Here is a 19,924-nt window from a genome sequence, read left to right on the forward strand (position 1 = left end):
AGGGCGTTCTCGTGGCTTCGGTGCCGCGGGGGCGCCCTTTCCCGCGCCGCACCGGGCTCGGCACGGACGGCGGAGTGATGAGGACGGTCGGCCGCGGTCCGGCCGGCGGATGGTCGCGTGAGGTCGCCGGGCCGGACCCGGGCTCGCCGCGGCACCTGGTAACGGTTCGCGAACTGGGCTACAAGTTCGAGACGTAAATCCTTTTTGGGCGGCTTCGTCCCGGCGGGAGGCGCGCCGGGACGAAGCCGCACCGAGTGTTTTCGGTTACAAGTTCGAGACCTGGCGCCGGGGCCGGTACCCTGGACCCCCGTGCGCCTAGGGGTACTCGACGTCGGTTCCAACACCGTCCACCTGCTCGTGGTCGATGCCCACCGTGGCGCCCACCCGACCCCGATGCATTCCGAGAAGTCCGTGCTGCGGCTGGCCGAGCAGATCACCCCCGGCGGGGAGCTCTCGAAGGCCGGGGCCGACGAGCTCGTGACCGCCGTCGAATCCGCCAAGGACGCGGCCGCGCGGCTGGGCTGCGAAGAGCTGATGGCCTTCGCCACCTCCGCGGTCCGCGAAGCGAAGAACTCCGCCAAGGTGCTGGCCCGCGTGGCCGACAAGACCGGCGTCGAGCTGCAGGTCCTCTCCGGGGTCGACGAGGCCCGGCACACCTTCCTCGCCGTCCGCCGGTGGTACGGGTGGTCGGCCGGGCAGCTGCTCGTGCTCGACATCGGCGGCGGCTCGCTCGAGGTCGCGATGGGCCGCGACGAAGAACCCGTGCTGGCCGAATCCCTGCCGCTCGGGGCCGGGCGGACCACGCGCACCCGGTTCAAGCACGACCCGCCGACGCGCTCCGAGCTCGTCGCGACGTCGGCGTGGCTGGACGACCAGCTCACCGAGCTCGCGCGCAAGGTCACCAAATGGGGTGAACCGGACCGCGTCGTGGCCACGTCGAAGACCTTCCGGTCACTCGCCCGGCTGACCGGCGCCGCCCCTTCGGCGGCCGGCCCGCGCGTGCGACGTACGCTCACGGACACCGCGTTGCGCCAGCTCCTGGCCTTCATCTCGCGGATGTCCTCGGCCGATCTGGCCCACCTGGAGGGCGTCAGCTCGGGCCGATCGCACCAGCTGGTGGCGGGTGCGCTCGTCGCGCAGGCCACGATGCGGGCGCTCGGAGTCCCGGAACTCGAGATTTGCCCGTGGGCTCTGCGAGAGGGTGTGATCCTGCGGCGGCTGGACCATTCCAACGGCGCGGATGAGACTGGAGCCGCCCACGCCGGGCGCTTCAGCGCACAGGAGGACCGGTGAAAGCACCCGGCTGGACTTCCCGGACGGAGAACGGGCACGGTGGAGAGGTGACGGAGATGCGAAGGTCGGTGCACAGCGCGCGCTGCGCCGCCGGAATGCCGTCGGGGACCTCCCCGCGAGGTGCCGCCAGTGACAATTCGGTGCGCGCGAGGGAATGCCAGGTATGACGGACCAGACCGGAGGCGACCAGCCGCAGAAGACCGTGGCTGAGCTGCTCGCCCAGCACGGTGCCCAGGCCGAAGGCGGCGGCCGGCGCCGTCGTCGGCGCGCGGCCGATGACGACGACGAACCTGGCACCCCCGAAGCCGCACCGGGCGTGACCGGATCGCACCGGCGTCCGGGCGTGAGCGACACCGGGCCGCAGGCGATCATCGACCGGGTGGCCTCGGAGGGCGCTCCGCCCCCGCCGCCCCCCGGCCGTCCCACCGGGCGCCGCCGCGCCGAACCGCCGCCCCCGCCGCCGCCCGCGCCCCGCGCGGTGCCGCAGGACTCCCAGCCGCTGCCCCGGCCGGTGCCGCCGCCCCCGGCACGGCCCGCGCCCGGTGGCGCCGAGTCCGGCCAGTACCAGCGCCCGGTCCCGCCACCGGAGTCGAGCCAGTACGTCCGGCCGCCGCAGGAGTCCGGCCAGTTCAGCCGCCCGGCCCCGCCGGAGCCGCCGCCCGCGGCACCGCGGCCGCCGGAGTCCGCGCAGCTGCCGGTGCCGCCGCGCGCGCCCCGGCGCCAGCCGCCGCCCCCGCAGCCGTCGCAGCAGCTGCCGGTCCCGCCGCCCGCCGCCGAGGAGACCCGCGGGGCCGTCCCGCCGGTCCGCCGCCGGCCGGGCCCGCCGCAGCCGTCCCAGCAGCTGCCGACGCCGCCGCAGCCCTCGCAGCAGCTCCCGGCCCCGCCGCCGCCGGCCGGCGGCCCGCTGTCGGCCCGGCTGGACGGGCTCAACGGCACCCCGGACGCCGATATCGACGTCCCGCCCGGCCCGATGGCCAGCGGCACGTTCGCCACGCCGCCGGCCGCGCCCGGCCGGCCCCGCCGGGCCCCGAGCCGCCGTCCGCAGCCCCAGCAGGAGGCGTACACCGAGCAGTTCTCGGCGGTGCCCGACGACGAGCCGCCGTCGAAGAAGGGTGACGAGCCCTCCGCGCCCGGCCTCGCGAACTGGCGCAAGCGCCGGCAGAAGGAGCAGATGGAGGACACCGAGATCGGCGTGATGCCGGCGGTGCCCACCGACGCCCCCGGCGACGGCTACCCCGAGGACGACTTCGAGCCCGAAGGCTTCGCGCCGGAAGGCAGCGGCTACCAGGCCGCCTACGACGCCGGCCCGCCGACGGGCGCGTACCCGCCGCCGATGCCGTTCGCGCCCGGCGACCGCGCCTCGCGCGCGCCGATCCCGGACGACCTCGAGCCCTACGAGCGCGAGTTCGCCGACGGCTACCCGGCCGACGGCCCGGACTTCGAGCAGGACGACTACGCCTACGAGCAGGGCGAAGGCTACGAAGACGACGAGTACGACGACGCACCCGAGCCCGCCCCGGAACCGGCCGCCGTCGTCTCGCCCGGCAAGGCGTGGCTCGCGCTGGCCGGCCAGCTGGCGATGGGCGTGGTCGGCGGTGCCGCCGTCTGGCTCGGCTTCAACTGGCTGTGGGTGAACATCCCGGCCGCGGCACTGGTCGCGGCGCTGCTGGTGGTCGTCGCGCTGGTCTGGATCGTGCGGAAGATCCGCCGCGCCGAAGACCTGCAGACCACCGTGCTGGCCGTGCTGGTCGGCCTGGTGGTGACGGTGTCGCCCGCCGCGTTGCTGCTCGTCGGCCGCTGACGTCCGCCGCGGGGACGCGGTGATCCGCGTCCCCCTACCGGCCCGGCGCCTCCGGCTGCCCTCGGTGACGAGGCAGGATGGCGCGCGTGACAGACGAGAAGCCGGTGCCGGTCGGCCTGAGCACGGCGTCGGTGTGGCCCCTCAAAGCCGGTGCGGCCTTCGAACTGGCGGCCGAACTCGGCTACGACGGCGTCGAAGTGATGGTCTGGGCCGACCCGGTCAGCCAGGACGTCTCGGCGCTGCGGCGCTGGTCGCGCCGCACCGGGGTGCCGGTGCTGTCGATCCACTCGCCGTCGCTGCTGATCACGCAGCGGATCTGGTCGCCGGACCCGGTGGTCCGGCTGCGGATGTCGGTCGACGCGGCGCTCGAACTCGGCGCCCGCACGGTCGTGGTGCACCCGCCGTTTCGCTGGCAACGCCGCTACGGCGACGCGTTCGGTGATCTCGTCGACGAGCTCGAAGAGTCGAGCGGCGTCGAAATCGCGGTGGAAAACATGTTCAAGGTGCGGCCGCCCGGCGGTTCGCGCACTTCCCGGGTGTCGGCATTCCGGCCGTCGATCGATCCGACGGACGTCGGCTTCCGGCACTACACGCTCGACCTGTCCCACACAGCGGCAGCCGGAATGGACGCGCTGGCGCTCGCGCAGCGAATGGGTGAAGGCCTCACGCACGTCCACTTGGCGGACGGCACCGGCGTCCCGAAGGACGAACACCTGGTACCCGGAAGGGGTGGCCAGCCCTGCGCCGAACTCCTCGAGAAGCTGGTCAGCAGCGGTTTCGCCGGCCAGATCGTGCTGGAGATCAACACCCGGCACGCCGGCACGCCGGCCCAGCGGGTGCGTGATCTGGCGGAGGCGCTTTTGTTCGCGCGTTTCCACCTCGGGCAATGAACGAGCACGTTCTGACAGGACACGACTACTCCCGCCACCGTTTACGCCCGTTCAACCCGTAAAGTTCGGACCGTGAACCCGTCGCCCGCGTTGATCGTCCCCTTTCCGGATTCCCCGTTCGGCGCGGAGCGTTCGTGAGCGGATCGGACGGCACGGCCGTGTCCTTCGACACGGCGAGTGCGGCGCGGTCGCTGGGGGACGGCACCTTCACCGCGGTGCTGCGCGCGGAGTGGGCCATCGGCTCGCACCCGCACGGGGGTTTCCTGCTGGCCCTGCTGGCCAAGGCGGCGATCTCCGCCCTGCACGAACGCGGGGAGCCGCACGCGGAGCCCCTCGTCGTCAGCGCGGAGTTCCTGCACGCGCCGGCGCTGGGCCCGGTCCTGCTGCGCACGGACGTCCGCAAGGTCGGCCGCCGCGCGACGGTCGTCGAGGTCCGCCTGGAGCAGCGCGGCCGCAGCTGCGTCGAGGCGCGCGTGACGACCGGCCGGCTGCCGATGCGCCGCCCGGAGTGGACGGACGTCCCGGCGATGCCCGTGGAGCCGCCCCCGGGCGCGCTCGCGATGGCGGAGAGCACGGAGGGCCCGTTCAACCTGGCCAAGGGCTGCGAGGTCCGCCTGGACCCGGCGACGGCGGGCTACCTGGCCGGCCGCACGGACGAGCCACCCCGGATGCGGCTGTGGGTCCGCCCGCGGCACAGCCTGGTCGACCCGTACTTCACGCTGCTGGCGTCGGACGTGAACCCGCCGGTGGTGATGAACCTGGGCCGCATCGGCTGGGCCCCGACGGTGCAGCTGACGGCGCTGCTGCGCACGCGCCCGGCCCCGGGCTGGCTGCGGGTGGTGGTGGAGTCGAGGTCGGTGCACGAGTCGTGGTTCGACTCGGACGCGACGGTGGTGGACTCGCAGGGCCGGCTGGTCTGCCAGGCCCGGCAGCTGGGTCTGGCCCCGGCCCCGGGCGGCTGAGGACGTCCGGAGCCGCGGCGGGCGGGTCCGCCCCCCCGGCGGCGGTCGAGCGCGGCGATGTCATGAACGACCCTTTCCCGACGTCCGGCGTGGTGAACGAGTCGTTCATGGCCCTTCGGACCGGCAGCTCGCCCCGGCACCGGCGGCCCGGGGCGGGTTTGGCACGCTTGAGCGCATGACGGTCATCGCGGTGCTGGGTGCGGGAAAGATCGGCGAGGCGTTGCTCTCGGGGCTGCTGCACGGCGGCCACCAGCCGGGCGACCTGCTCTTCACCGAGCGGTACCCGGCGCGCGTCGAAGAGCTCACCGCGCGGTACGGGATCCGCGGCGTCGAGGTCGAGGAGGCCGCCAAGCAGGCCGACATCCTGGTCGTCGCCGTGAAGCCGCAGGACATCGAGCCCGTGCTCGACGAGCTCGCGCCGCTGCTCGGGCCGTCGTCGCTCGTCGTGTCGCTGTGCGCGGGGCTGCCGACGTCGCTGTACGAGCGACGGCTCGCCGACGGGGTGCCGGTCGTGCGGGTCATGCCCAACACGCCGATGCTGGTCAACGAGGCCATGAGCGCCATCTCCGCCGGCCGGTACGCGACCGGGGAGCACCTCGCCGTCGTGCGGGACCTGCTCTCGCACGTCGGGAAGGTCGTCGAGGTGCCCGAGGGGCAGCAGGACGCCGTCACGGCGTTGTCCGGGTCCGGGCCCGCCTACTTCTTCTTCCTGGTCGAGGCCATGATCGACGCCGGGATCCTGCTCGGCCTGCCGCGTGCGCTGGCCGGCCAGCTGATCATCCAGTCGGCCGTCGGGGCGGCGAAGATGCTCGCCGAGTCCGAGGAGCACCCGGTGCTGCTGCGCGAGGCCGTGACGTCGCCCGCGGGCACCACCATCAACGCCATCCGCGAGCTCGAGAAGCACGGTGTGCGCGCGGCCCTGCTCGACGCCATCGAAGCGGCGAAGGACCGGTCCGAGGCGCTGGGCAAGGCTCACGAAGGCTGACGCGGCCGCCAGCGGGACGCCCACGCGTCCAGCTCGACCAGCGTCCCGAACAGTGAACGGCCCTGCTCGGTGAGCGCGTAGCCGTCGCCGCTGTGGTCGGCCAGGTCCGCCTCGGCCAGTTCGCGCAGCCGCGTGGCCAGCACGCTCGACGAGACGCCGTCGCAGCGCTGCTGGAGCGCGCGGAACGTGAGCGCCGAGTCGCGCAGCTCCCAGAGGATCCGCAGCGCCCAGCGGCGGCCGAGCAGGTCGAGCAGCGCCATCACCGGGCGGCCGGTCATCGAGCCGCGGACGGGGCGGCCCGGGAGTGGGGTCATCGTGCTGTCCTTTCCGAAGCGCCGATGTTAGCTTGCCGGTTATGCCTCTGAAATCGAAGCAGCCGCGGATCGCCCCGCTCGAACCGCCCTTCGACGCCGAGACCGCCGAAGCCCTCGAGCGGCTGGGCCCGCCGATCGCGCTGTTCCGCGTGTGGGCCCGCCGCCCGGCGCTGGCCAAGGGCGTCGCGGGCTGGGGGCGGTACTACTTCTCGCGGGACTCGGCGCTCACCGTCCGGCAGCGCGAGCTGGTCATCGACCGCACGACCGCGTTGTGCGGCGCCGGCTACGAATGGGGCGTGCACATCGCGGCCTTCGCGGCGAAGGCCGGGCTCGACGACGCCCAGGTCCGCTCGCTCGCCACCGGCGGCCCGGCCGACGGCTGCTGGGACGCGGGGGACCGCGCGGTGCTGACCGCCGTCGACGAGCTGCACGCCACCCACGACCTCGCCGACGGGACCTGGGCCGCGCTGGTGGCCGCCGTCGGCGAAGCCGGTGCGCTCGACCTCACGCTCGTCTGCGGCTGGTACCACGCGATTTCGTTCACCGTCCGGGCGCTCCGGCTGCCCCTCGAACCGGGCACGACGGGTCCGGATTCGCCGTAATGGGCGATTCCGCGGGTCTTGCACGCGCGGGTGCCTGTGCGTTAGCGCAGGTAGGAGCCCATCTCGGTGACAGGCGTCGCATTAGTCCCACCAGTCCCGCTACTCTCGATAGAGCACGTGCGTGTCGATACCACAGGTGGGGAAGCCTCGTGGCGCGACACGTGTCGAAGGACGCGGTAAACATGTCGCCGAACAAGAAGGAGGATCTGCCGGCAGTCGGGCAGGTCCAGTTCCTGACGGTCGCCGAAGTGGCCACGCTGATGCGGGTCTCCAAGATGACCGTCTACCGTCTCGTGCACTCGGGTGAGCTGCCCGCCGTCAGGGTCGGGAAGTCCTTCCGGGTGCCGGAAAAAGCAGTGCACGAGTACCTCCAGGGCGCTTACTACGACGTGGGGTGATCCCCGTCGCGGCCGGCGGCACGTCGCCTTACGACGTGCCCGCCGACCGGCCCGCACCGGGTAACGGGTAACCTGGAAAACCGCTCGTGCCTGTGCGCTCCACCCGTTGGACGCTGCGCCGGGCAGCGTGACCGACGACGACCTAAGGAGCGCCCATGGGCTCTGTGATCAAGAAGCGCCGCAAGCGCATGTCGAAGAAGAAGCACCGCAAGCTGCTTCGCCGTACGCGCGTCCAGCGTCGTAAGGCCGGCAAGTAAACCCTGCCGAGCGTGACCGTGGCCCGTCCAGTCTCTGGACGGGCCACGTCCATGTGGTGGGCCGGTTCCCCCCGTTCGAGTGAGGCCTTCGTCGCTTTCCGGGGGAAAGCGGTTAATAGCACGTAAGACACCCCTGAGCTACCACTGATGAGCGGTAACATCTCAATGGTGTCCGCGCGATGCTTCCAGTGAGTGCAGGCCCGCGCACTTCGGGTGATCGTCCACCCCCACCACGCCCTACGCCGCAGGGAGTCGCATGCCGTCGAACATCGTGCTCGTCACCGGGGTCGCCGGCGAACTGGGCGGGAAACTGCTCGCCCGGCTGGGCAACAACCCCGATTTCGAGCGGGTCATCGGCGTCGACACGGTCCCGCCGGACAAGACGGTCCTGCAGCGCATGGGTCACGCGGAGTTCGTCCGCGCGGACATCCGGAACCCGCTGATCGCCAAGGTGATCAGCACCGCCAGGGTCGACACCGTGGTGCACGCGTCCTGCACCGCGCACCCGGCCGGCCCGGGCCGCCGCACGGCGATCAAGGAAGTCAACGTCATCGGCACGATGCGGCTGCTCGCCGCGTGCCAGCGCTCGCCGCTCGTCCGCAAGCTGGTCGTCAAGTCGACCGCGGCGGTCTACGGCGCCGGCGCCCGCTCGCAGGCGGTGTTCACCGAGGACTCCGAGCTCATCCCGACGTCGACCAGCGGGTACGCGAAGGACGCCGTCGAGATGGAGGGCTACGTGCGCGGCCTGGTGCGCCGCCGCCCCGACATCACCACGACGCTGTTCCGCTTCGCCAACATCATCGGGCCGTCGACCGACACCGTCCTTTCGCGCTACTTCGCGCTGCCGGTGGTCCCGACGGTCTTCGGATACGACGCCCGCATCCAGCTGCTGCACTCTTCGGACGCGCTGGCCGTGCTGGAACGAGCGACCCTCACCGACCGGCCCGGCGTCTTCAACGTCGGCTCGGACGGGGTACTCACGCTGTCGCAGGCGATCCGGCGAGCGGGCCGGGTCGAGCTGCCGATGCCCCGGACGGTGGTGCCGTCGGTCGGCAAGGTCCTGCGCGGCGCGCGGGTCGTGGACTTTTCCGCCGACCAGGTCCGGCTGCTGAACTTCGGCCGGGTCGTCGACATCACGAAGCTGAAGAACGAGTTCGGGTACACCCCGCGGTGGACCACGCGAGAGGCGTTCGACGACTACATCGTCGGACGCGGCCTCCGGCCGGTGCTCGACGGCGCCAAGCTGGCGGGCCTGGCCGGGAAGGTGCTCGTCGCCGCTGCGACGGGGCAGAGCCGGTGAACAGGCCCTTCGGGGGTCCGGGTGGCGGAGCCCCCGGCGCGGAGCGAAGCTCCGCTTGGCACAGCAGACCGCACGACTCGGACGACTTCGGAAGCGAGGCGGAGACAGTGGGCGGTGCCGAGGCGCAGGTCATCCCCCTGCACGGACCGGGCCGGGCGAAGCCGGGAGCCCCGGCGGACCTCCGTGAGGAGGCGGCCGCACCGGTCGTCGCCTTCCCGGGCGCGGGGAAGGAATCCCCGGAGGAGCCCCTTTCGGCCGCCGCGCGCTCGGCGCTCGGCTTCATCCGCGACCGGCTGACCGGCGACTACACGGTCGACGAGTTCGGCTTCGACGCCGAGCTGACCGACGCGGTGTTCCTGCCGCCGCTGCGCGCGCTGTACAAGAACTGGTTCCGCGTCGAGACGCACGGCGTCGAGAACCTCCCGGCCTCCGGCGGCGCGCTGCTGGTGTCCAACCACTCCGGCACGGTGCCGCTCGACTCGCTCATGACGGCGGTCGCGGTGCACGACGAGACCGGCGGCCGTCACCTGCGCGGACTGGGCGCCGACCTGGTGTTCCAGGTGCCGCTGGTGGGGTCGTTCGCGCGCAAGTCCGGCCAGACGCTGGCCTGCAACGAGGACGCCGAACGCCTGCTGCGCAAGGGCGAGCTGGTCGGGGTGTGGCCGGAGGGCTTCAAGGGCATCGGCAAGCCGTTCTCCTCCCGCTACAAGCTGCAGCGCTTCGGCCGCGGCGGTTTCGTGTCGGCCGCGCTGCGCGCCGGCGTGCCGATCATCCCGGTGTCGGTGATCGGCGCCGAGGAGATCTACCCGAAGCTGGGCGACATCAAGATCCTCGCGCGGATGTTCGGGCTGCCGTACTTCCCGGTGACGCCGCTCTTCCCGCACTTCGGCCTGCTGGGCGCCCTCCCGCTGCCGACGAAGTGGAGCATCGAGTTCGGCGAGCCGATCCGCACCGACGAGTTCGAGCCGGAGGCGGTGGAGGACCCGATGCTGGTCTTCCAGCTGACCGACCAGGTCCGCGAGTCGATCCAGCAGACGCTGTACCAGCGCCTTTCCCAGCGGAAGTCGGTCTTCCGCGGCTGACGACCTTGCACCGGGATCAGCGGCGGCGGTAGGCCATGCCCGCCGCCACCGCACCCGCCAAAGCGCCCGCGCCCAGCACTGACGGCACGCCGATCTTCGCCGCCTTGCGGCCGGTGCGGAAGTCGCGGATCTCCCAGCCGCGGGCGCGGGCCACGTCGCGCAGGCCGCCGTCCGGGTTGACCGCCACCGCCGTGCCCACCGCCGACAGCATCGGGATGTCGTTGGCCGAGTCCGAATACGCCGTGCAGCGCTTGAGGTTCAGGCCTTCGCGGGACGCCAGCGCCCGCACCGCGTGCGCCTTCGCGCGGCCGTGCAGCAGGTCGCCCACCAAGCGTCCCGTGTAGACACCGTCACGCGTCTCCGCGACCGTGCCCAGCGCGCCGGTGAGGCCGAGCCGGCGGGAGATGATCGCCGCCAGCTCGATCGGGGTCGCCGTGACCAGCCAGACGCGCTGGCCGGCGTCCAGGTGCATCTGGGCCAGCGCGCGGGTGCCGGACCAGATCTTGTCCGCCATCAGCTCGTCGTAGATCTCTTCGCTGATCGACGTCAGCTCCGCCACCGTGCGGCCGGCCACAAAGGACAGTGCGCGCTCGCGGTGGGTCTTGATGTCTTCCTTGTTCTCGCGGCCGCCGAGCCGGAACTTGATCTGGCCCCAGACGAACCCGGCCAGGTCGGCGGAGGTGAAGAACTTGCGCGCGGCGAGCCCGCGGGCGAAGTAGAAGATCGACGCGCCCATCATCATCGTGTTGTCCACGTCGAAGAACGCCGCCGCGGTCAGGTCCGGCGGTGCGGGCGGCGAGGGGGGTTCGGAAACCACTCGGGCGTGGGCGGCCTCGGCCGACGCCTCGCCCGCGAGCGCGGCGAGCCGTTCCAGCTCCTGACTCTTATCCCTGCCACGCCACGCTGACACGCACACCGCCTCCACGTCACGTCTGCCCACGTCCGGGTCCTTCGCACAGCGTAGCGATCCGCCCACCGCCCCGTCGCAGGTGTGGCCCGGACCTCAGCCGATCACGATCGGCGGCAGGCCCGGCAGCAACGGCGGGATCGAAACCAGCGGCGGCGTCGACGTCACCGGGGTGGTCGACGGCGGCCGTGTGCTCGTCGTCGGGCCGCTGTACACCGGCGGGGGCGTCACGCCGCCGGTCGGGGCCGGGATGCCCGGGGTGGCCGCCGCGTCCGAAGGCGGCAGCTGCGTGCCCGTCGCGAGCGGTGCGGTGCTTTCGCCCGGCACCGACGACGACGGCCCGGACGACGGCTGCTCGCCCGCGGCCGGGGCCGGCCGGGCCGTGCACTCGCCGGTCGCCGGGAGCAGCCCCAGCTCGTCGGACGTGCCGGTGGTGATCTCGTAGCAGTTCAGCCGTGCCACCAGCCCGCTCGTGCGCTCCTGGACCTTGCCCAGCAGGTCGCGGACGTCGCCGAACACCGGCGTCGCGTCGGCCGGGAGCGGCTGCGAGGTCAGCCGCGCGGCCTGGTTGCGCGCCCACAGCCGGACGTCGGCGAGTGCCTGCGCCCCGCCGCCGTCGCTGGTGGCCACCGTGGCCAGCTGGGCGACGCCCGCCTTCAGGTCGGCGGCGAAGTCGTCGTACGCGGTCCGGTAGTCGGCCTGGCTCGCGTCTTCCCTGGCCAGCTCGCCGAGCTCGGTGATCCGGTTGGTGGCGAACTCCAGGTGCTTCTGCGCCTTGGCCTGGTCGCCGAACGTCAGGCCCAGCGCCGTCGACTCCCCGGCGCGCTTCACGCTGTACAGCGCGTCACCGGGCAACGCGCTCCGGGACAGCACCAGCGTCAGGCCCGAGAGGACCAGGACCAGGAAGAGCGCGGCGGCCACCAGGTCGGCGGTCCGCGGCCGCCACCTCCGACGCGGGGTGGCCGCCGCCGTCTCCAGGCGGCCCGCGATCTCCGCGCGGATCCGCTGCCGGGTTTCCAGGTCGGGCGCCCCGGCCGCACCGAGGTCGCGCAGTGCGCCGACGAGAACCAGTTCGTCGGCGAACTCGCCGTCCCGGCGTACCGGGGACGGCTCCAGGGCACGCGCGAACCGGTCGATCTCGGCTCGCTCACGCGCAAACCTCACTGCGCAGCTCCATCCGGGCCATGGCCGGTCCTGACACCGGTCTGGCAGGAGTAACGATTAAGAAGGCGCCGGGGTTACCGGTTCCGGTCGACGGACCGGAAAGTTCGCGGGATCAGCGCAATCCGGTGGGGAGAAGTTGTGCCAATCGGCGTACCGCCCGGTGCTGGAGCGCCTTGATCGCACCCTCGTTGCGGTTCATGATCGCGGCCGTCTCCGCCACCGACAGGCCCTGCAGGAAACGCAGGATGATGCATTCCCGCTGGTCGTCGCCCAGTTCCGCGACGCAGCGCAGCAGCTCGGCGCGGGTCGCGCGGGTGATGGCCTCCTGCTCGGGGCCCGCCTGCGCGGTCGCGCCGACGCTGAACGGCGCCGAGCCGGGCTCGGTCACCTCGTCGGTGACGACCTCGAGCTTGAACCGGCTCGACTTCACGTGGTCGAGCACGAGGTTGCGGGCGATGGTGACGAACCAGGCGCCGACGTCACGCCCCTGGTAGCTCACCGACGTGATCCGGCGCAGCGCGCGCAGGAACGTCTCGCTGGTGACGTCTTCGGCCAGGTCGCGGTCGCCGAGCCGGAACAGCACGTACCGGTACACGACGTCGACGTAGCGGTCGTAGAGGCGGCCGAAGGCGGACGTGTCGCCGTCCTGCGCGGCGCGCACGAGCTCCCACGCCTCGGCCTTCGCGGCCTCGGCGCGTTCGTCGTCGGACGCCTGCCTGCTCACCGGCACCGTCGAGGATCGGCCGAACACGCGCTCGGCGAACATGAAGACGGGCCCGCGGCTCACGGCGGTCGGCACGGTCATCGGGCGGCACCTCCGGCGGCGAAGCTGGCCCTGCGGGCCACGGTACCCCCGGAACCCGGACGAGCAGGGGCCTGCCGGCTCGCGTGCCCCACGACTTCGTGGGCAAGCAAGTTCGTCACGGCGACTCCCTCTCTCCGGTCGCGGCGGTGATCAACACCACCCCGCGACGCAGTGCAGCATACGTAGGTTACCGCGAAGTAGGTAGTGGCTCCGGGGTTGCGTAGAAGCGACGCTCGCGGTCAGCACCCATGACGTCGCTCCGAATGACAGACTTGCAACGCTTTGGCCGGGATCGGAGAAAGGCGGGCCGCGGGTGAGTGCTCCAGAGGGGACGACGTCGGGTGTCGGTGGGCTGCTCTCGCGGGCCGCGGCCACGTGGCCGGACCACCCGGCCGTGCGCGAAACCGGAACCGGCCGTGTCCTGACCCACCGGCAGCTCGAAGCCGCCGCCCAGGTCCAGGCCCAGGTGCTCGCGGACGCGGGGGTCGCACCCGGCGACCCGGTCGCGCTGCGGCTCCCGACGTCGGTCGACTTCGCGGTCGCGTTCTTCGGCGCGCTGCGCGCGGGCGCGGTCGTCGTGCCGCTGTCGCCGCAGGTACCCGGCCCGGAGCTCGAGAAGCTGCTCGAGCACAGCGGTGCCAAGGTTGTCATCCAGCGCGACGCCGAAGCGGAATTGCCGGCCGGGGTGAGCGGGCTCACGCCGTCGGGTGGCCCGGATGGAGTAGTCGAATTCGTCGATGCCGGCCGGGCCGGCGAGGACATCGCGGTCGTTTCCTACACCTCGGGCACCACCGGGCCGCCGCGTGGAGTGATGCTCTCGCACCGCGCGCTGCTGGCGAACCTGGAGCAGATCAGCGGCGTCGAAGGCGTCCTGGAGCACGACGACCGCGTGCTGCTCACCATCCCGCTCTTCCACGTCTACGGCCTCGGGCCCGGCCTGCTGCAGGCCGTCGCCGTCGGCGCGACCGCCGTCCTGTCGGAGCGCTTCGAGGCGCAGCGCACCCTGGCCGACTGCGCCGAACTCGGCGTCACCACGATCACCGGCGTCCCGACCATGTACGCCGAGTTCGCCGCGCTCGGCGCCGACGAACTGCGCCAGGGCCTGGCCACCGTCCGGCGGATGACCTCGGGCGCCGCGCCGCTGCACCCGAAGGTGCTGGGCGCGATCCGCGAGGCGACCGGCCTCGACGTCTTCGAGGGCTACGGCCTCACCGAATGCGCGCCGGTGGTGACGTCGACGCTGGTCACGGGCTACCCGAAGCCGGGCTCGGTCGGGCGGCCGCTGCCCGGGATCGAGCTGCGGCTGGTCGACAGCGACGGCACCGACCAGGCCGTGCCGCTCGACCCGGACGACGTCGACGACGTCTTCGAGGCCGAGGGCGAGACCGGGCTGGTGTCGATCCGCGGCGCGAACCTCTTCTCCGGCTACTGGCCCGACGGCGAGCACGGGCCCGACGCCGAGGGCTGGTTCCGCACCGGTGACGTCGGCTACCTCGACGTCGACGGCGACCTGCACCTGGTCGACCGGGCCAACGACCTGATCATCGTCAACGGCTTCAACGTCTTCCCGCGCGAGGTCGAGGAGGTCATCGGGCAGCTGCCGGAGGTGGCCGAAGCCGCCGTCGTCGGGGTCGTCGACGAGCGCAGCGGCGAAGCGGTGAAGGCGTTCGTGGTGCCGGCGGCCGGCGCGGCGCTGTCCGAGCAGCAGGTCGTCGACCACTGCGCGGGCCACCTGGCCGGGTACAAGGTGCCGCACCTGGTCGAGTTCGCCGAGTCGCTGCCGCACTCGGCCACCGGGAAGCTGCGCCGCCTGCGGCTGCGGTAAGAAAGACGCCATGGCGCACGAAGTGACGGTCATGGGCCGCGAGGGCTGCCACCTCTGCGAGGTCGCGGAGGCCGAGGTCGCGCGGATCTGCGGGGAGCTCGGCGTCGGCTGGCGGGCCGAGGACGTCGACACGGACCCGGAGTGGCGCGCGGAGTACGGCGACCGCGTCCCGGTGATCCTGGTCGACGGCGCCGAGCACGGCTATTGGCGCGTCGAGGAGGACCGGCTCAGGCGAGCCCTCGCCTGAGCCGTAACACGTCCGTAAGCGCTTCCGAGCAGCCTCTTCACGCTTCTGCTCCGAAGATGGAGGCGTGAGCACTCTGCAGGACGCGCCCCCGGAGACGCGCCGGCTTTCGCTGCCGGTCGCGACCCTGATCGGGATCCTCGCGCTGGCCGCCGCGCTCGGCGTGGGACACCTCGTCGCGGGCTTCGTCGGCTACACGGCTTCGCCGTTCATCGCGGTGGCCAACTACGTCATCGACCACAGCCCCACCGGCATCGTGAAGTGGGCCGAGCGGACGCTGGGCACCTGGGACAAGCCGGTGCTCAAGCTCGGGCTCGCCGTGGTGCTGGTGCTGTTCGCGCTGCTGGCCGGGCAGCTCTCGCGCCGGACGCCGCGGGCCGGTCAGATCCTGGTCTTCGTGCTCGGCGCGGCCGGCGTCGCCGCCGTCTACGCGCGCTCCGACCTCGGGCAGGTCTCGCTGCTCGCGCCGGTCGCCGCGCTGGTCGCCGGTCTGGCGGTGTTCACCTGGCTGCACCGGACCGCACTTTCACGTGAAAGTGCGCACCAGGGGGCCGCACTTTCACGTGAAAGTGCGGATGCGGGGGCGTCGCGGCGGAAGTTTCTGCGCGCCGGGGTCGGCGTGGTCGCGGGCTCGGGCGTCGCGGCGGTCGTCGGCCAGGTGGCCGGGACCAGCTCGAACGCCGAGGACTCCCGGGCCGCCGTCGGCCCGCTCGTGCCGGCGCGCACCGCGCCGCCGCTGCCCCCGGACGCCGACTTCGCGAAGCTGGGCTCACCGCCGTTCATCACGCCGAACGGCGACTTCTACCGTATCGACACCGCGCTGGTCGTGCCGCAGATCCGGACCGAGGACTGGAGCCTGCGCATCCACGGGCTGGTCGACCGCGAGGTGACGTTCTCCTACGCCGACATCCGCAGCCGCCCGCTGGTCGAACGCCGGGTGACGCTGACGTGCGTGTCCAACGAGGTCGGCGGCCCGCTGATCTCGAACGCCAGCTGGATCGGCGTCGACCTGGTGGACCTGCTGGACCAGGCGGGCGTGCAGGCAGGTGCGGAGCAGATGTTCGCCACCAGCGTCGACGGCTGGACGTGCGGCACCCCGGCGAACGTCGCCCTCGACCCCCAGCGCGGCGCGATGCTGGCGATCGGCATGAACGGCGAGCCGCTGCCGGTCGAGCACGGCTTCCCGGCGCGGATCGTCATCCCCGGCCTGTACGGGTACGTGTCGGCGACGAAGTGGGTCCAGTCGCTGGAGTTCACGAAGTGGAGCGACCGGCAGGCGTACTGGCTCAGCCGCGGCTGGGGCGAGCAGGCGCCGATCAAGACGGAGTCCCGCATCGACACGCCGACCGGGTTCGCCCGCGTGAGCGCCGGCAAGGTCCGCCTGGCGGGGACGGCGTGGGCGCAGCACACGGGCATCGCGAAGGTGGAGGTCCGCCTGGACCAGGGCGCCTGGCGCCCGGCGGAGCTGTCGGCGGAGGTGAGCAAGGACACCTGGCGGATGTGGTGGGCCGAGCTCGACGTGCCGGCGGGGACGCACCAGGCGTTCGTCCGGGCCACCGACCAGGACGGGTACACGCAGACGGAGAACCGCGCGGACCCGGTCCCGGACGGCGCGACCGGCTGGCACTCGGTGAGCCTCGACGCGAGCTGAGGGCCGGAAGTGCCTGCCCGGCAAGGATTCTGACGCCGTGTCATGATCGCGCGGCCCGTCCCAGCCCCCGGGAACCGCCTCCGACCAGTGACTTTGTGCGTGCGTTCACAAGTGGTCTACCGTATTGGCCATCGCCCCCGGGCGGTCCGGCATCGAACCGGACTCCGCGTCCTGGGTCAAGACACAGTTCGGCACGGCCGTGGCGATGGCCGCCGGGTGCACAGCGGGCAGGAGACGACGGGCGTGGTGACACAGCGGGGGAGGCGCGACGCGGCGGACTCCCCGGGCCGGGCGCCGCGACGGCCCCGTCGCCCGGGCACCCCGGACGCCGACAACGCCCCCACCGCCGAGATCCCGGCCGTCCCCGCCGGGCGCAACGGGGATGCCCCCGAGGCCGTCCGGGCGAAGTCGATCCCCGAAGCGGCCGTCGCGCGGCTCGCCGTCTACCTGCGGGTGCTGTCCGGTATGCGCGACCAGGGCGCGACGACGGTGTCGAGCGAAGAGCTGTCCCAAGCCGCGGGCGTGAATTCCGCGAAATTGCGCAAAGATCTCTCCTACCTCGGCTCTTACGGCACCCGCGGCGTCGGCTACGAAGTCGGCGTCCTGGTGAGCCAGATCGAGCGCATCCTCGGCCTGACCCGGCAGCACAAGGTGGCCGTGGTCGGGATCGGCAACCTGGGTCACGCGCTGGCCAACTACGGCGGCTTCCCGGGGCGCGGTTTCCCGGTCGAGGCCCTGTTCGACCTGGACGCGGACCTGATCGGCGTGCCGGTCGGCGGCCTCCCGGTGTCGCACATGGACGACATCCCGCGGATCTGCGCCGAGCGCGGCATCTCCATCGGCGTGATCGCCACCCCGCCCACCGCGGCGCAATCGGTGTGTGACCGCCTGGTCGCGGGCGGTGTCCAGTGCATCCTCAACTTCGCCCCGGTCGTGCTGCAGGTTCCTGCTCACATCGAGGTCCGCAAAGTGGATTTGGCCGTCGAGCTGCAGATACTCTCGTTCCATGTGGCCCGCCGCGCGGACGACGCCGCCGCCGCGGATCAGGGCAATTCCGGATTACGCCCCCACGGTGCGCCGTCCGAGAATGGGAACGGCAGGCGGAACGGCTCGGGTCCGGACGGCGGACGGGAAATGGTGGTGCGCTCATGAGCGTTTTGGCGGTCGGTCTCTCGCATCGCAGCGCGGAGCTGAGCACGCTCGAGCGCGTCGCGATCCCCGCGCCCGAGATCGGCAAGATCCTCGACGAGCTGCAGCAGGCCCAGCACGTCAGTGAGGTCATGCTCGTCTCGACGTGCAACCGCATCGAGGTCTACGCGGTCGTCGAGACGTTCCACGGCGGCCTCAACGACGTCTCCGACGTGCTCGCCCGCCAGGCCGGGATGGAACCCGCCGAGCTCTACGACAGCCTGTACGTCCACTACGCCGGCGCCGCGATCGAGCACCTGTTCTCGGTCACCTCGGGTCTCGACTCGATGGTCGTCGGCGAGACGCAGATCCTCGGCCAGATCCGGTCCGCCTACGCCACCGCGCGCGAGGCCGGCACCGTCGGCCGCACGCTCCACGAGCTGATCCAGACGACGCTGCGCGTCGGCAAGCGCGTCCACACCGAGACCGGGCTGGACCAGCTCGGCGCGTCGGTCGTGTCCGAAGCGCTCGCCGCGGCCGGGAACGTCGCCGGCAAGCACGCCGTCATCGTCGGCGCCGGCTCGATGGGCGCGCTGAGCGCGTCGCAGCTGCGCAAGGCCGGAATCGGCGAGATCACCGTCGCCAACCGCACCGACGCCCGCGCCCGCCGGCTCGCCGCGAACGTCACCGAGCAGGGCGTGCCCGCCCGCGCGGTGCCGCTGTCCGGCGTGGCCGACGCGGTCCGCGACGCCGACGTCGTGATCTGCTGCACCGGCGCGCAGGACGCCGTCTTCGGCCCCGCCCACGTGCTGCCCCGCGGCGGCCGCGCCCTGGTCGTCTGCGACCTCGGCCTGCCCCGCGACGTCGACCCCGAGGTCGGCGAGCTCGCCGACGTCCGGGTGGTCGACCTGGCCACCGTCCAGCGCCGGATGCGCGAAGCCGGCACCCCGACCACCGAGCGCCAGACGGCGAAGGCGACCGGGATCGTCCTCGACGAGGTGCGCGACTACCTCGCCGGGCAGCGCAGCGCCGAGGTGACGCCGACCGTGACGGCCTTGCGCAAGCGCGCGGCCGAGGTCGTCGACGCCGAGCTGCTCCGGCTGGACAACCGGCTCCCCCAGCTGGACGGCGCCGTTCGCGAAGAGGTCGGCCGCACGGTCCGCCGGGTGGTCGACAAGCTGCTGCACGCGCCGACGGTGCGGGTCAAGCAGCTGGCCGCCGAGACGGCCGAAACCGACTACGCGAACGCGTTGCGAGAACTGTTCTGCCTCGACCCGCAGGCACCGGCCGCCGTGGCGAGCCCGAAGCCCCCACCAGAGAAGAAGTAGTAGTGACCAGAGTCATTCGCATGGGCACGCGTGGTTCGAAGCTCGCGCTGACCCAGACCGGCACGGTGGCCGACGCGCTGCGCGCCACCGGCGTCGAGGTCGAGATCGTCAAGGTGACCACCCCCGGCGACAAGTCGATGGCGCCGATCGCGACGATCGGTGTCGGCGTGTTCACCTCCGCGCTGCGGGAAGCCTTGCTGCGCGGCGAAGTCGACGTCATCGTCCACTCGTACAAGGACCTGCCGACCGCGCCGGAGCCGGGCATCACGCTGGCCGCCGTGCCGCCGCGGGAAGACCCGCGGGACGCGTTGATCGCGCGTGACGGCCTCACGCTGGGCGAGCTGCCGCCGGGGTCCACAGTGGGCACCGGCGCCGCCCGGCGCACCGCGCAGCTGCGCGCGCTGGGTCTCGGTTTGGAAATCGTGCCGATTCGCGGCAATATCGACACCCGCATGCGCAAGGTGACTGACGGCGAGCTCGACGCCGTGGTGCTCGCGCGTGCCGGACTGGCCAGGGTCGGACTGGTCGAGGTGATCACCGAGACCCTCGACCCGATCCAGATGCTGCCCGCGCCCGCACAGGGCGCGCTGGCGGTGGAGTGCCGGTCCGCCGACGTGGACATCGAGCAGCTGCTCGCGTCCACAGTGGACGACGAGGGCACGCGGGTCGCGGTGACGGCCGAGCGGGCCCTGCTGGCCGCGCTCGAGGCGGGGTGCAGCGCGCCGGTGGGCGCGCTCGCCGAGATCGTCGAAGATCTCGACGCCGACGGCAAGGTCGTGGAACGGATCTCGCTGCGCGGCACCGCCGCGGTGGACGGCGAGAACGGCGCGGTGGACATGGTCCGGGCCTCCGCGCTGGCCGACAAGGACCAGGCTGCCCAGCTGGGCAAGGACCTGGCCGCCGAGCTGCTGGACCTCGGAGCCGGAGCCCTCTCCGGTCCCGCTCAGTAGCGCTCTCGCGAGCGCTTCGAAGAAGACGTAGGAGACCT

The 19,924-nt window shown here is 72.5% G+C and carries 20 protein-coding genes; 16 read left to right on the plus strand and 4 right to left on the minus strand.

The window, feature by feature from the left end; translation table 11 throughout:
- Positions 1–309: 309 nt before the first annotated feature.
- From AB0B33_RS07030 to proC, 5 genes are all read left to right on the plus strand, one after another.
- Positions 310–1,293, plus strand: coding sequence for a Ppx/GppA phosphatase family protein (locus AB0B33_RS07030; protein WP_360767915.1), 984 nt, complete (start codon positions 310–312; stop codon positions 1,291–1,293).
- A 163-nt stretch (positions 1,294–1,456) separates the two neighbouring features.
- Positions 1,457–3,094: a hypothetical protein gene (locus AB0B33_RS07035; protein ID WP_360767917.1), complete on the plus strand. Its 1,638-nt coding sequence runs from the start codon at positions 1,457–1,459 to the stop codon at positions 3,092–3,094.
- A 77-nt stretch (positions 3,095–3,171) separates the two neighbouring features.
- Positions 3,172–3,984 carry a sugar phosphate isomerase/epimerase family protein gene (locus AB0B33_RS07040; protein ID WP_247015413.1) on the plus strand — a complete coding sequence of 271 codons (813 nt, stop codon included), beginning with the start codon at positions 3,172–3,174 and terminating at the stop codon, positions 3,982–3,984.
- Between the two features lie 134 nt (positions 3,985–4,118).
- The gene (locus AB0B33_RS07045; RefSeq protein WP_247015411.1) at positions 4,119–4,946 is read left to right on the plus strand and encodes a thioesterase family protein; all 828 of its coding nucleotides are present in this window, start codon (positions 4,119–4,121) and stop codon (positions 4,944–4,946) included.
- 175 nt (positions 4,947–5,121) lie between these two features.
- A complete protein-coding gene (gene proC, locus AB0B33_RS07050) occupies positions 5,122–5,931 on the plus strand; it encodes a pyrroline-5-carboxylate reductase (RefSeq protein WP_360767922.1) in 810 nt (269 codons plus the stop codon).
- Here the strand turns inward: proC and AB0B33_RS07055 are convergent.
- Positions 5,919–6,245 (minus strand): helix-turn-helix domain-containing protein, encoded by a 327-nt coding sequence (locus tag AB0B33_RS07055; RefSeq protein ID WP_360767925.1) that lies wholly within the window; start codon positions 6,243–6,245, stop codon positions 5,919–5,921. The genes proC and AB0B33_RS07055 overlap by 13 nt on opposite strands.
- Before the next feature lie 41 nt (positions 6,246–6,286).
- Here AB0B33_RS07055 and AB0B33_RS07060 point away from each other — a divergent pair, with 41 nt between their 5' ends.
- The 5 genes from AB0B33_RS07060 (at position 6,287) to AB0B33_RS07080 (ending at position 9,884) form a co-directional block, all read left to right on the plus strand.
- A complete protein-coding gene (locus AB0B33_RS07060) occupies positions 6,287–6,847 on the plus strand; it encodes a carboxymuconolactone decarboxylase family protein (RefSeq protein WP_360767928.1) in 561 nt (186 codons plus the stop codon).
- Between the two features lie 182 nt (positions 6,848–7,029).
- Complete coding sequence (locus AB0B33_RS07065; protein ID WP_013222402.1) at positions 7,030–7,245, plus strand: helix-turn-helix domain-containing protein; 216 nt, start codon at positions 7,030–7,032, stop codon at positions 7,243–7,245.
- Positions 7,246–7,400: 155 nt separating this feature from the next.
- Positions 7,401–7,502, plus strand: a complete 102-nt coding sequence (locus tag AB0B33_RS07070; RefSeq protein ID WP_007030867.1) for an AURKAIP1/COX24 domain-containing protein — start codon at positions 7,401–7,403, stop codon at positions 7,500–7,502.
- Between the two features lie 256 nt (positions 7,503–7,758).
- A complete protein-coding gene (locus AB0B33_RS07075; protein ID WP_247015403.1) occupies positions 7,759–8,802 on the plus strand; it encodes an NAD-dependent epimerase/dehydratase family protein in 1,044 nt (347 codons plus the stop codon).
- A gap of 107 nt (positions 8,803–8,909) precedes the next feature.
- Positions 8,910–9,884 carry a lysophospholipid acyltransferase family protein gene (locus AB0B33_RS07080; protein WP_247015401.1) on the plus strand — a complete coding sequence of 325 codons (975 nt, stop codon included), beginning with the start codon at positions 8,910–8,912 and terminating at the stop codon, positions 9,882–9,884.
- Between the two features lie 16 nt (positions 9,885–9,900).
- Here AB0B33_RS07080 and AB0B33_RS07085 read toward each other — a convergent pair whose 3' ends face one another.
- The 3 genes from AB0B33_RS07085 to AB0B33_RS07095 form a co-directional block, all read right to left on the minus strand.
- On the minus strand, positions 9,901–10,809 hold the full coding sequence (locus tag AB0B33_RS07085; protein WP_247025383.1) for an HAD-IB family hydrolase: 909 nt from the start codon (positions 10,807–10,809) through the stop codon (positions 9,901–9,903).
- Between the two features lie 78 nt (positions 10,810–10,887).
- The gene (locus AB0B33_RS07090) at positions 10,888–11,955 is read right to left on the minus strand and encodes a DUF5667 domain-containing protein (RefSeq protein ID WP_360767931.1); all 1,068 of its coding nucleotides are present in this window, start codon (positions 11,953–11,955) and stop codon (positions 10,888–10,890) included.
- A 112-nt stretch (positions 11,956–12,067) separates the two neighbouring features.
- Positions 12,068–12,760 carry a sigma-70 family RNA polymerase sigma factor gene (locus AB0B33_RS07095; protein ID WP_247015397.1) on the minus strand — a complete coding sequence of 231 codons (693 nt, stop codon included), beginning with the start codon at positions 12,758–12,760 and terminating at the stop codon, positions 12,068–12,070.
- 313 nt (positions 12,761–13,073) lie between these two features.
- Between AB0B33_RS07095 and AB0B33_RS07100 the strand changes: the two genes are divergently transcribed.
- From AB0B33_RS07100 to hemC, 6 genes are all read left to right on the plus strand, one after another.
- Entirely contained in the window at positions 13,074–14,585 is a 1,512-nt protein-coding gene (locus AB0B33_RS07100; protein ID WP_360767935.1) for an AMP-binding protein, read from the plus strand.
- 10 nt (positions 14,586–14,595) lie between these two features.
- The gene (locus AB0B33_RS07105) at positions 14,596–14,832 is read left to right on the plus strand and encodes a glutaredoxin family protein (RefSeq protein ID WP_247015393.1); all 237 of its coding nucleotides are present in this window, start codon (positions 14,596–14,598) and stop codon (positions 14,830–14,832) included.
- Between the two features lie 64 nt (positions 14,833–14,896).
- Positions 14,897–16,480, plus strand: a complete 1,584-nt coding sequence (locus tag AB0B33_RS07110) for a molybdopterin-dependent oxidoreductase (RefSeq protein ID WP_360767939.1) — start codon at positions 14,897–14,899, stop codon at positions 16,478–16,480.
- 243 nt (positions 16,481–16,723) lie between these two features.
- A complete protein-coding gene (locus AB0B33_RS07115) occupies positions 16,724–17,632 on the plus strand; it encodes a redox-sensing transcriptional repressor Rex (RefSeq protein ID WP_360767941.1) in 909 nt (302 codons plus the stop codon).
- Positions 17,629–18,936 carry a glutamyl-tRNA reductase gene (locus tag AB0B33_RS07120; protein ID WP_360767943.1) on the plus strand — a complete coding sequence of 436 codons (1,308 nt, stop codon included), beginning with the start codon at positions 17,629–17,631 and terminating at the stop codon, positions 18,934–18,936. The genes AB0B33_RS07115 and AB0B33_RS07120 overlap by 4 nt, the downstream gene beginning before the upstream one ends.
- A gap of 2 nt (positions 18,937–18,938) precedes the next feature.
- Positions 18,939–19,886 (plus strand): hydroxymethylbilane synthase, encoded by a 948-nt coding sequence (gene hemC / locus AB0B33_RS07125; protein ID WP_247015384.1) that lies wholly within the window; start codon positions 18,939–18,941, stop codon positions 19,884–19,886.
- Positions 19,887–19,924 lie beyond the last annotated feature (38 nt).

This window comes from Amycolatopsis sp. NPDC049159, assembly GCF_040648295.1.
GTDB classification, from domain to species: domain Bacteria; phylum Actinomycetota; class Actinomycetes; order Mycobacteriales; family Pseudonocardiaceae; genus Amycolatopsis; species Amycolatopsis pretoriensis_A.